The 11,905-nt window shown below is 64.7% G+C and carries 5 protein-coding genes and 2 pseudogenes; 4 read left to right on the top strand and 3 right to left on the bottom strand.

The genetic code is table 11. The annotated features are described in order from the left end of the window. Positions 1 to 480: 480 nt before the first annotated feature. From Q0C59_RS03590 to Q0C59_RS03580, 3 genes are read left to right on the top strand one after another with little or no spacing between them, the layout of a single operon-like run. Positions 481 to 2,367: an ATP-dependent endonuclease gene (locus tag Q0C59_RS03590; RefSeq protein ID WP_291211810.1), complete on the top strand. Its 1,887-nt coding sequence runs from the start codon at positions 481 to 483 to the stop codon at positions 2,365 to 2,367. Further along, positions 2,364 to 4,202, top strand: a complete 1,839-nt coding sequence (locus Q0C59_RS03585) for a DEAD/DEAH box helicase (protein WP_291211807.1) — start codon at positions 2,364 to 2,366, stop codon at positions 4,200 to 4,202. The genes Q0C59_RS03590 and Q0C59_RS03585 overlap by 4 nt, the downstream gene beginning before the upstream one ends. Then, positions 4,199 to 4,816: a hypothetical protein gene (locus Q0C59_RS03580; RefSeq protein WP_291211804.1), complete on the top strand. Its 618-nt coding sequence runs from the start codon at positions 4,199 to 4,201 to the stop codon at positions 4,814 to 4,816. The genes Q0C59_RS03585 and Q0C59_RS03580 overlap by 4 nt, the downstream gene beginning before the upstream one ends. 543 nt (positions 4,817 to 5,359) lie before the next feature. Here the strand turns inward: Q0C59_RS03580 and Q0C59_RS03575 are convergent. From Q0C59_RS03575 to Q0C59_RS03565, 3 genes and pseudogenes are all read right to left on the bottom strand, one after another. Beyond that, positions 5,360 to 5,842 (bottom strand): annotated as a pseudogene (locus Q0C59_RS03575) (Dps family protein). Positions 5,843 to 5,964: 122 nt separating this feature from the next. Next, positions 5,965 to 8,217 carry a catalase/peroxidase HPI gene (katG, locus tag Q0C59_RS03570; RefSeq protein ID WP_291211801.1) on the bottom strand — a complete coding sequence of 751 codons (2,253 nt, stop codon included), beginning with the start codon at positions 8,215 to 8,217 and terminating at the stop codon, positions 5,965 to 5,967. Between the two features lie 579 nt (positions 8,218 to 8,796). Then, positions 8,797 to 9,147, bottom strand: a pseudogene (locus Q0C59_RS03565) (radical SAM protein); the annotation flags it as partial. A gap of 158 nt (positions 9,148 to 9,305) precedes the next feature. On the opposite strand from Q0C59_RS03565, the gene mdeB reads away from it, so the two are divergent. Beyond that, complete coding sequence (gene mdeB, locus Q0C59_RS03560; protein WP_291211798.1) at positions 9,306 to 11,888, top strand: alpha-ketoglutarate dehydrogenase; 2,583 nt, start codon at positions 9,306 to 9,308, stop codon at positions 11,886 to 11,888. The last annotated feature ends 17 nt before the right edge of the window (positions 11,889 to 11,905 follow it).

Here is an 11,905-nt window from a genome sequence, read left to right as displayed (position 1 = left end):
ATGATGGTGCTCCTGTCGTGATCGAGGCCAATTGCCTCGGCTCACAACATCGGCGCGTGCACCATCGCCGTCAACCAACCATCCCTGCTCGGAGACTACCGCGAGAGCGGTTTAGTCCTCAGACTGAACTCGGTCATTCGACGATGCAGCCTCCAGTGACCGCTTTTGCGGGAAACAGTCGAGTGGCCTAGAAGGGATTGGCCGGCAGCCTCCGGAACCGGCCGTTGGACCCGGCATTCGCATTCGTACTGGTCGATTTGGAGAACGCCATATCGCGGTTGATACCCACGCCGGCGGCCTCAGCACGGGACCTTCGCCGCATATCTCATACATGCGGAACCGGCGCGCCGGTCAGCTAACATTCGATGTACGGAGGAGCACCGGCATCCGCCAAAGGTCGCTGAGCTTGGTGGCCACGGGCCACTTTCGGGACGAGATGCACTGCAAGGAAGAGATCCTTCAGGCAGGGAGAAACCAACAATGCACCTGGCCAAACTGGTCATCAAGAACTTCCGCAAGCTCGGGCATGCGGAGCTGTCATTTCAGGCCGGCCTGAATGTCCTAGTCGGCGGCAACAACGTCGGCAAGACGGCGGTGGTCGACGCCTTGCGCGCGCTGCTGGCTGGGCACGACGAGCCTTACCCGCGCCTCGGCGAAGAGGATGTGCATCGACCCAAAGGCGGTGTCCCATCTGGCGACATCGTCTTCGAGTACGTGTTCAGCGGGCTGGACGAAGACGATGAAGCGGACTTCCTGGCCGCCCTCGTGCCTGACGCGGCAGGGAAACTCGAAGCGCACATCAAGATCCGCTACTCGGACCCCGACAAGGGCGGCCGCCTGCGCGCCAAGCGGTGGTGCGGTGAGCATGAGGACGTCGGCCTGACGACGGACATGATGGAGAACCTCAGGGGCGTCTACCTGCCGCCGCTGCGCGACGCGTCGCAAGGCCTCAAGCCGGGCCGCACCAGCCAGCTTGCACGGCTGCTGCAACTCTTGGCCGAGGAAGACGGTGTCAAAGGCATCGACAAAGCGCTGCAAGATCTCGATAAAGAGCTGAAGAAGCACCTGCCCATCGTCAATACACAGAAGGCCATCGACACCCGGCATCAGTCCATGCTGGGCACGCAGCTCGCGCAGTTGCTGGAAGTCGGCCTGAGCGCTAGCGACTTCAAGAGCTTGAAGTCCCGGCTGTCGTTGGTCGTGGACGCCTTCGAGATCGAGCAGAACGGGCTGGGATTCAACAACCTGATCTACATGGCGGTCGTGCTCAGCGAGCTGACCAAGAACCCGGACTCCTGCTACCGCGGACTGATCGTCGAGGAGCCGGAGGCACATCTGCACCCGCAGCTTCAAGCCGTGCTGCTGCAGTACCTGCAGTCCATCCAGGCCATCGACGGCGAGAAGCCGGTCCAGCTGTTTGTCACCAGCCACTCTCCCAACTTCGCAAGCATTGCCGACCTGGATAGCCTGGTGTGCCTCGTCGATACGGGCGCTGCGGTCGAGACCTTCCTTCCCCGCAGCATTACCTTCGACAAAGGGAAACGCGAGAAGCTAGAGCGCTACCTCGATGTCACACGCGCTGAGCTCTTCTTTGCTCGTCGGGTCATCTTTGTCGAAGGCGCGGCCGAGCTCATGATGGTAGACGCGCTCGCCGAGCGCATGGGCTTCAACCTGCGCCAGCATGGCGTGAGCCTGATCAGTGTCGAGGGGCTGAACTTCGATTCGTTCTTGCCTCTCTTCGGCGACAAGGCGCTGAAGATCCCGGTGGCGGTCCTCACAGATGCCGACCCAGTGGCGCCCAAGCCTGTCCCAGTGGGCGCAGTTGCTACGCCTTCAGCACCGGCGGTGGCCGCACCAGTTGCGGCACCGACAGTAGCGGCACCGGCAGTAGCACCGGCACCTACAGTAGCTTCGGCAGCGACTGAGGACGAAGACAACGAAGACGAGGATGCCGAGCCGCTATATCCCGCGCCGGGAGACACCATCACCGTCTCGGCGAACGCCGCGAAGATGAAGGCTCGCGAGGATAGCCACGTCAAAGTGTTCTATGGCCTCAAGACTTTCGAGTACGACCTGGCCCTGGATCCTGACAACCGCGCCGCCATGCTGAAAGCGCTGAAGGAGCTGCGGCCTCGGATCGCCAAGTCACTCGGAACCACCGTCGCCGCGGAGGTCGGTGACGCTGCCAAGGCCAAGGCGCTGTTCTGCGGCATGTTCGAACGCAAGTCAAAGAACGTCCAGAAAGGCAGCTTTGCTCAGTCGCTGGCGCAGGTCATTTCAGACGAGATGGTCTCCTTCAATGTGCCGGCCTACATACAGGACGCCATCAAGCACGTCTGCAAAGCAGCAGCGACGTCGGATTCATGAGCGGCCTCACCCCTGAGCAGCAAGGCGTCGTCGACGCGCCGATGGTGCCGCTTTGCGTCATCGCTTGCGCTGGTAGTGGCAAGACCAAGACCGCCGTACACCGCGTTGTGCAGATGCGGCGGAATCTCGGTGAGGCGCGCGGCCGCGTGGCGCTGCTCTCTTTTTCCAACGTAGCGGTCGACACCTTCCGCAGGGCCTATGACGATCTGGCCGGCAGCCTGCCGTCCAACGCCGGCCGATCGCGGGTGGACATCGACACGCTCGACGGATTCATCACCACGCACATGATCCGGCCCCATTGCCATCGGACCATGCAGTCGCCGCGGGCGGCCTTCCTTGTGACGGGCGATGAAACGTTCCTGGAAGGCTTCAAGTTCTCGACGTCATCGTTTCCTCAGTCGATCAAGGAGCTGAAGCTGGCGTTTGTCAACGGCAAGGAGGTCTTCTTCTACGTGTTCAACGAACAGCCTGACCTGGTCGACACCTCCATCGCGCGCAACCTCATCGCAAAGCTGGGCCGCACGGGCGCCTACACCCACGACCTCGGGCGCTACTGGGCCTACCGGGCGCTGAAGGAGCAACCGAAACTTCTCGCCGCACTTGCACGTCGCTATCCGCACATCGTGATCGACGAGGCCCAAGACATCGGGTCGGTCCATCAGGCCATTCTGGAACTGCTGATAGGTGCCGGCTCTCGCGTAACGTTGATCGGCGACCCCAATCAGGGCATCTATGAGTTCGCGGGCGCTGACGGAAGGTTCCTCATCGAATACCACCAGCGCGCCGGTGTTCAGCAGCACTCGCTGAAGAAGAACTTCCGTTCGGCCCCCTGTATCGTGGACTTGGCCAATGGCCTGTGCGGCCGCGTCGACGTCGCCGAACGGCCCGCGCCTGGCACGCCACACGGTGCCTTCTTCACCGGCTATAAGGGAGACCAGCACCCCCAGCTCATCTCCTCATTCCAGGGTGCCATGTCAGCCGCCGGCGCGGACATCAAGCGTTCCGCCATCTTGTGCCGAGCCAAAAAGTTGGCTGGGACACTTCGTGGCGACGAGGCACCGGTTGGTCAAGGCCTGGTCAAGCTGTTCGCCGCCGCCGCGGTGCTGCGTGATCGCCGCAAAGACTTCCTCAGGGCGTTCCAACGCGTAGCCGTCGCGGTGGTCGCACTGCTGGACAACGCACCTCACGGCCTGGTGAGCCAGATCACGCAACCGTCCAACAAGCCCGATGACTGGAAACTGCGCAAGGCGATCTGGGCCTTCACCCGCAACCCTGCAACCGGCCTGCCGTCGTCGTCACTGGTGGGCGACAAGGAGTGGCATGCCCAGCTGCTGGCGCGTATCAAAGTGCTGCTGACCGACCTCGAAAACGACTTCGGCTTCACGCAAGTCGCCAACCTCGGCAACAAGATTTCTAAGAAGGCGTTGCCGAGCACGCCGCTGATCAGCGCCAAGGACTTGGCTGATGACGATGCAACGGCACTGCGGATCGACACTGTGCATAAGGCCAAGGGAGAAAGCCTGGACGCCGTCCTGTATGTGACTACCAAGGAGCACGTGAAGGAAATGCTGGGCGGCGTCACGACAGAGTTGGGCCGCATTGGGTACGTCGCGGCGACGCGAGCCCGGGACCTGCTCTGGATAGCTGTACCTCACAACGCCCTGAAAGAGCTTCGGCCGGCGTTGATCGCCAAAGGATTCGTGGAAGTAGGTGCGGCGGCAGCGCCTGCAGCCAAAGCCGCGGCGCACGTCGTGATCGCGCCCGTTCTGGCAAGCCATCCGGTCGTCCCGACTGTCCTGCCGGTCGCAGGTCCGGACTCCATCCAAACGCCATGATGGACATGGACGACAAGCTGATCGGATTTCTCTACGCGGTCGTCGGCGCTGCCATCGCTTTGTTAGGCAAATGGGCGATTGACGCCATCACCCGGCACAGCGAGAAGAGCAACCACGCGGCCTACTTGTGCGTGCGGGTCGTCTGCGAACTGGACCGTTTCGCGACGGGTTGCGCCGCCGTAGCTCAGGATTTCGGCCCCGAGCCTGATGACGAAACTTCCGAGATGGCGACGGTGCGCGACCCGAGCTTCGCTCCTCATGATCTTCCGGTCGACTGGAAGTCGATCGACATCCGGTTGGTCTACGACGTCCTGAATCTTCCCGGCGAGCAGGCGCTTGCCGAAAGCCGTATCACCCAGCACTGGAACCATGCCTGGACCGACGCCGAAAGCACCTTGGAGATGCGACGGGAGCTGTATCTCAAGCTTGGCCTCAAGGCGGCCAGGCTGTCCAGGTCCCTGCGGCGGATTGGCAAACTGCCGCCTGCCGATGATTCTCTGGACCGGCTGGAGGAGCTAGATGGAGAGGCTAAAGAGCGTGCCGCGGCCATGGCCAAGCGGCTGACGGAGCTGCCGGAGACGCCCTGGCCGGCGTCGGCTGTCCCGAAAGCTTGAGTTCAGCTAGCTACCCGTTCTGCGTGGTGTGAATAACTGACAGCAACGGGTCGATCTGAAACGGTCGCAGAACGCTGCAGCGGTCCCTCGGACGTCGTCAGCGCGGCCAGCGGTATCGTACGGCCGCCTTTCCGTCAAACCAGCCGGTTAGTACCTCCGCCGGCCGGAACCTTGACGACCGGGACCGGCGCAGGACCGGTCGCACGACGCCACGCGCCTAATGGCCGAGATCGCTGCGAAACGGGTCTTGAGATCCTGAGGGGCAGGTCAAGACTGACTGCAGCCGGCCAGATTTTGCAGCCCAATGACAGCCGGCGGCGGAACCTGCCGTTCGTCATCCTGCGAGGCGGCCGACCGCTACACCTTCAGCAGCGGCCACTCAACAGGGATGGGCGCACGAGGTGCCTAACGTTTCCTACACGCCGAGGCGACCGGCTCTTCGCGACCCTGAACGGACACTCGCCGTCCAGATCTTGCTACCCCGAAGCCGCTTGTTGGACACGCACACAGGGCCCCGTTTGGAGGCCCCGTGCTTGAAGGCACTTATCGGCGGGCGGTACTGAGAGTGATTGAGGCGCAGCGCAGGGCTTGAGTCAGCAGGTCGGCGGTGGGCTCGTCGCTGGCCTTCTCGGCCAGCGGAAAGATGCCTCGCGCGATGCGCGCCAAGGCTTCGTGACCGTCGACCAGCAACTTCATCTCGCTTGCGCCTTGGGCGGCGTGGTGGGCGTGTCGGGCACCGAGCTCAGGCTGGCGAACTGCGCGTGTCTGCCGGGTGCGAGATGGCCCTGGCTGCGGAGGCGCTCTGGGTTGGAGTCCACCGCGGCCCGAGCTTTGTGCACTGCGCCATGAACATGGTGTGGAGAGTGTTGAACATCCGCCCCGTCACGTTCCAGTGGAAGTTTTGAGTGGTCAGGTAGAGCGTGGAGGGGGCGGCCAGCAGCTACCTCAGGCCGCTGCAATTGCGGCACGGTCCTTGGCGCTGATTCCGCTCTTGAAAGCAATGCTGTGGTCTGCCGGGCCGTGCAGCCACCGCCGGCGTCTTCTTGCCCGTGTCTGCCTTCGCCATCGCCTTCTTTTGAGAATTGAAACGACCCCCGCGCTCCAGCGAAGCGCGGGGGTTACGGCGGGGCCGGGGCCGGCCCTGGCGCTCAAGCCAGGTCGTAGCGGCCCAGGTTCATCACCTTGGTCCAGGCGGCGCCGAAGTCGGCGACGAACTTGTCCTGCGCGTCGCTGGAGGCATAAACCTCCGCCAGCGAACGCAGCTGCGAGTTTGAGCCGAAGACCAGATCGACCACCGTGCCCGTGGCCTTCACAGCACCGGTCTTGCGGTCGCGGCCTTCCAGCGCATGGCCCGAAGACTTCGTCCACTTCGTGTTCATGTCGAGCAGGTTCACGAAGAAGTCGTTGCTCAGCGTGCCAGGGCGCGTGGTGAACACACCATGCGCTGCCTGGCCGACGTTGGCGTCCAGCACCCGCAGGCCGCCCACCAGCACCGTCATTTCCGGCGCGTTCAAGGTCAGCAGCTGCGCCTTGTCCACCAGCAACTCGGCGGCCGCGGCTTCCAGCCCGGGGCGCGCGTAGTTGCGGAACCCGTCGGCCACTGGCTCCAGCGCGGCGAAGGACTCGATGTCGGTCTGGTCCTGCGTCGCGTCGGTGCGGCCGGGAATGAAGGGCAGGCTCAAGGCCACGCCACCGGCTTTCGCAGCGGCTTCCACCGCAGCGTCGCCGGCCAGCACGATGAGGTCGGCCAACGAAATCTTCTTGCCGTCGGTCTGGGAGTTGTTGAACTCGGCCTGGAGGTCTTCCAGCGTCTTCAGCACCTTGGCCAGTTCGGTGGGCTGGTTCACCTCCCAATCTTTCTGCGGTGCCAGGCGGATACGGGCGCCGTTGCTGCCGCCGCGCTTGTCGCTGCCGCGGAAGGTGCTGGCCGAGGCCCAGGCGGTGCCGACCAATTGCGCGGTGCTCAGGCCCGAGGCCAGCACTTTGGCCTTCAGCGCAGCCACGTCACGCTCGTTCACAAGGGCGTGGTCGACCGCGGGCACTGGGTCTTGCCAGATCATCACTTCGGCCGGCACCAGCTTGCCCAGGTAGCGGGCGCGCGGGCCCATGTCGCGGTGCGTCAGCTTGTACCAGGCGCGGGCGAAGGCGTCGGCGAACTCGGCCGGGTTGGCGTGGTACCGGCGCGAGATCTTCTCGTAGGCCGGGTCCATGCGCAGCGCCAGGTCTGCCGTGGTCATCATCGGCCGGTGCTTCAGGCCGGGCACATGGGCATCGGGAATCATGTGCTCGGGCTTGGTGTTCTTCGGGTGCCACTGGTGCGCGCCGGCCGGACTCTTGCTCAGCTCCCACTCGTAGCCGAACAGCATGTCGAAGTAGCCCATATCCCACGTTGTCGGGTTGGGTTTCCACGCGCCTTCAATGCCGCTGGTGATGGTGTGCTCGCCCTTGCCGCTGCCGAGTTTGTTGATCCAGCCGAAGCCTTGTTCTTCAACCGCCTCGCCCTCGGGCTCGGTGCCGACATTGCTTTCCAGGCCGGCGCCGTGCGCCTTGCCGAAGGTGTGGCCGCCCGCCACCAGCGCCACCGTTTCGTCGTCGTTCATCGCCATGCGGGCGAAGGTCTCGCGCACGTCGTGGGCCGAGGCCACGGGGTCGGGGTTGCCATCCGGGCCTTGCGGGTTGACGTAGATCAGGCCCATCTGCACCGCGCCCAGCGGGTTGGCCAGGTTGCGTTCGCCGCTGTAGCGGCTGCCGGGCTTGTCGCTGGTGGCCAGCCACGCCTTCTCGACGCCCCAGTTGATGTCTTGTTCCGGTTCCCAGATGTCGGGGCGGCCACCAGCAAAACCGAAGGTCTTAAAGCCCATGGTTTCCATGGCCTCGTTACCGGCCAGCACCAACAGGTCGGCCCAGCTGAGCTTCTGCCCGTACTTCTGCTTAATGGGCCACAGCAGGCGGCGCGCCTTATCGAGGTTGCCGTTATCGGGCCAGCTGTTCAAAGGTGCGAAACGCTGCGAGCCGCTGCCGGCGCCGCCGCGGCCGTCATGGATACGATAGGTGCCTGCGGCGTGCCAGGTCATACGCACGAAGAGGCCGCCGTAGTGGCCCCAGTCGGCCGGCCACCACTCTTGTGAATCAGTCATCAGGGCGCGCAGGTCCGCCACCGCGGCGTCGAGGTCCAGCGTCTTGAAGGCCTCGGCGTAATTGAAGCTCGGGTTCAGCGGCGAAGGCGTGCCGCCTTGCTGGTGCAGCATGTTCAGGTTCAACGCATTCGGCCACCAATCGGTGTTGCGCGTGCCGGGACCGGCCACAAGGCGCTCACTGCTGCCGCCCGAAAAGGGGCAGCCTGCGGCGCTGGCGCTGCGGGTATCGTTGTCGGGGGTGTCGAGAGCGGCAAGCTGGGTCATCTTTAACTCCGGGCAGGTTCGGGATTGAACGAAAATTAGTTTAAGAATCGCGCTGCTGCGGGTCAACTCAAAGGCCTTTAAGACAGCGATAGGTGCGCCGCCTATGACGCCGATAGTGCGGGAAGACCCTAGGGCAGCACCCCCAAAGGCTTGAGAGGTCAGGCGCGTCACACCCGGCAGCGTGCAGGCGTAAATGCAATTGCGCAGCGCTGCGATGGCCTCGTAGAGCGGAAAAGTGCGGTGCCACGCCAGCACCACGCGACGCGTGGGCAACGCCGCTGCAAAATGCCCGTAACGGATGTGCGTTTGTTGTTCTGCCCGCGCGCTGAGCTGCGGCCCCACCGTCACGACCATGCCTGAGTCCTCTAGGTACTTGATGGTCTCCAGGCTGCTGCCCGCGAAGCCCCTGCGGATGCCCTCGGCGTTGCCGGCAAAGTGTGTGTACGCGGGGCGGAGCCTTGGCGCGCCGCCAGCGCCTTGCGTTTTGCTTCACCCATCGGGTGAATGTCCCGCGACAACCCAAAGCCGCGCAAGTGCTGGCTCAGCGGGCGATCAGGAGGGGGCCTGCCAGACCAGGATCGACAGCTGGACATATTCGAGGCCGGCGGCCTTCAACGCCGCGGCGCGCGCGGCGCTCAGACCGACGCCGGAGGTCATCAGATTGGTGTAACAGCCGAGCCGGCGTGCTCCGGCGACGATCATCTCCAGGTCATCGCGCACCAGCAACTCGCCACCGGATAGGCCAAGCTGTACGGCGCCCAACTCGCGGCCCTCGCGCAGCCAGTCGGCGGCGCTGAGCTCCGTTTTCTAGCGCGCGAAGTCGACCGGGTTGTAGCAGAACACGCAGTGCAGTGGGCAGCGGTAGGTCAGCTCGGCGAGCAGCCACAGCGGGGGGCCGATGGCTGGTACGGCAGCGGTGGTGAAGGACATGCTGATGCTCATCGCGCTCAGTCCCAGATCAGCAAGCACTGCTTGCCGGGCAGCTCGGCAAAGGCGAGCACGTCGGCTTCGCTTGAACACGACTCAGCCTTGCAGCTCACGACCAGACCAAGCTCGGGCGTCTACAGTATTCGTCTAAGGAGATCCCAATGAACCACGTTTCCAAGCCGCTGCATGCCGCCGCCCCGACCCTCCCCGATCCCGACCCTGGCGAAACGCTGGAATGGCGCGACGCCCTGCTTTCGCTGGCGGCCAGGCAGGGTCCGGCGCGAGTCCGGCAGATCCTCGACGAACTCGCGCGCGTGGCCCGCGGCCAGCGCATCGGCTGGCAGCCCGAACTCAATACGCCCTACGTGAACACCATCGCGGTGGAGGACCAGCCCGCCTTCACCGGCGATCTCGCGGTCGAAGAGCGCCTGGCCTCGCTTATGCGCTGGAACGCGCTGGCCATGGTGGTGCGCGCCAACCAGGCGTACGGCGAACTTGGCGGGCACATCGCGAGCTACGCCAGCGCGGCCGACCTGTTCGAGACCGGCTTCAACCACTTCTTCCGCGCGGGACGCGACGGAGACCTGGTGTTCTTCCAGCCGCACAGCGCACCCGGTGTGTACGCGCGTGCGTTTCTGGAAGGCCGCCTGAGCGAAGCCGACCTGCTGCACTACCGCCAGGAACTCACCGCGCCGCCGGCCGGCGCGCGCGGCCTCTCCAGCTACCCGCACCCCTGGCTCATGCCCGATTTCTGGCAGTTCCCCACGGGCTCCATGGGCATTGGTCCGATCAGCTCGATCTACCACGCGCGCTTCATGCGTTACCTCACACACCGCCAACTGCAGAACTGCGAAGGCCGGAAGGTATGGGGCGTGTTTGGCGACGGCGAGATGGACGAGCCCGAGAGCATGTGCGCGCTCACCCTGGCCGCGCGCGAGAAGCTCGACAACCTGGTGTGGGTGGTCAACTGCAACCTGCAGCGCCTGGACGGCCCGGTGCGCGGCAACGGCCGCATCATCGACGAGCTGGAAAAGCTCTTCGCAGGCGCCGGCTGGAACGTGATCAAGCTCGTGTGGGGCAGCGACTGGGACGGCCTGTTCGCGCGCGACACCACCGGCGCGCTCGCCCGCACTTTCGCCCACACGGTCGACGGCCAGATGCAGACCTTCGCCGCGAAAGACGGGCGCTTCAACCGCGACAACTTCTTCGGTCAGAACCCCGAGCTGGCGGCGCTGGCCCAGGGCATGACCGACGAGCAGATCGACCGCTTGAAGCGCGGCGGCCACGATCTGGTGAAGATCCACGCGGCCTACGCCGCCGCCTCTGCGCATGCGGGTCACCCCACCGTGATCCTGGCCCACACCAAGAAGGGGTACGGCATGGGCAGCGCGGGCCAGGGCAAGATGACCACGCACAGCCAGAAGAAGTTCGAAGGCGCCGACCTGATCGAATTCCGCAACCGTTTCAACCTGCCGCTCACCGACGAACAGGCCACCGGTCTGGCCTTCCTCAAACCCGCCGACGACAGCGCCGAAATGCGCTACCTGCGCGAACACCGCGAGCGCCTGGGCGGTGCCCTGCCCCGGCGCGAGACCGCGTGCGCCGTGGTGCCCGTGCCCGCCATCGAGACGTACGCCACCTTTGCGCTCAAGGCCGACGGCAAGGAAATGAGCACCACCATGGCCTTTGTGCGCATGCTCGGGGGCCTGCTCAAGGACCCACAGCTGGGCCCGCGCATCGTGCCCATCGTGGCCGACGAGGCGCGCACCTTCGGCATGGCCAACCTGTTCAAGCAGGTCGGCATCTACAGCAGTGTGGGCCAGCGCTACGCGCCGGAAGACATCGGCTCGGTGCTCAGCTACCGCGAGGCGCTCGACGGCCAGATTCTGGAAGAAGGCATCAGCGAAGCTGGCGCCCTGGCGAGCTGGACGGCGGCCGCCACCAGCTACAGCGTGCATGGCCTGGCCATGCTGCCGTTTTACATCTACTACTCCATGTTCGGCTTCCAGCGCGTGGGCGACGCGATCTGGGCCGCGGCTGACCAGCGCTCTCGCGGCTTCCTGCTGGGTGCCACATCAGGTCGTACCACGCTGGGCGGCGAAGGCCTGCAGCACCAGGACGGCAGCAGCCACCTCGTAGCCGCGACTATTCCTAACTGCAAGGCTTATGACCCGGCGTTTGCGGGCGAACTCGCGGTGATCATGGACGCCGGCATGCGCGAGATGCTGGTCGAGCAGCAGGACGTGTTTTATTACGTCACGCTGATGAACGAGAACTACGCCCAGCCCGACCTGCCCGAGGGCGCAGCCGAGGGTGTGCTCAAAGGTGGTTACCTATTCGGACTCTTCGGGCCTGAGGGCGCGAAGCAGCGCGTCACGCTGCTCGGCTCGGGTGCGATCTTCACCGAGGTGGTGAAGGCGGCCGAACAGCTGGCAGCTCAGGGGCTGGGCGTGAACGTCTTCAGCATCACGAGCTGGAGCGAACTCGCGCGCGACGGCGTGGCCCACGGGGTGGACTCACACCTCACACAATTGCTGACTGAGAGCACCGGGCCCGTGATCGCCGCCACCGACTACGTGCGCACCGTGCCCGAGAGCGTGCGCGCCTTCATGCCCGAGGGCCGGTGCTTCCACACCCTTGGCACCGACGGCTTCGGCCGCAGCGACACGCGCGCCGCGTTGCGCGCCTTCTTCCAGGTCGATGCTGCGAGCATTGTGCAGCGGGCTCTGGAGGCCCTGCGGTGAGCGCCACATAGCCCAAA

Source organism: Hydrogenophaga sp. (genome assembly GCF_022844385.1).
GTDB lineage: Bacteria > Pseudomonadota > Gammaproteobacteria > Burkholderiales > Burkholderiaceae_C > Hydrogenophaga.
The sequence above is the reverse complement of the archived record's forward strand: the minus strand, read 5'-3'. Positions and strand labels throughout refer to the sequence as shown.

Excerpts from the sequence above, each read along its gene's own strand:
- Q0C59_RS03590 (WP_291211810.1), top strand. The coding sequence starts at position 481 with ATGCACCTGGCCAAACTGGTCATCAAGAACTTCCGCAAGCTCGGGCAT.
- Q0C59_RS03585 (WP_291211807.1), top strand. The coding sequence starts at position 2,364 with ATGAGCGGCCTCACCCCTGAGCAGCAAGGCGTCGTCGACGCGCCGATG.
- Q0C59_RS03580 (WP_291211804.1), top strand. The coding sequence starts at position 4,199 with ATGATGGACATGGACGACAAGCTGATCGGATTTCTCTACGCGGTCGTC.
- katG (WP_291211801.1), bottom strand. The coding sequence starts at position 8,217 with ATGACCCAGCTTGCCGCTCTCGACACCCCCGACAACGATACCCGCAGC.
- mdeB (WP_291211798.1), top strand. The coding sequence starts at position 9,306 with ATGAACCACGTTTCCAAGCCGCTGCATGCCGCCGCCCCGACCCTCCCC.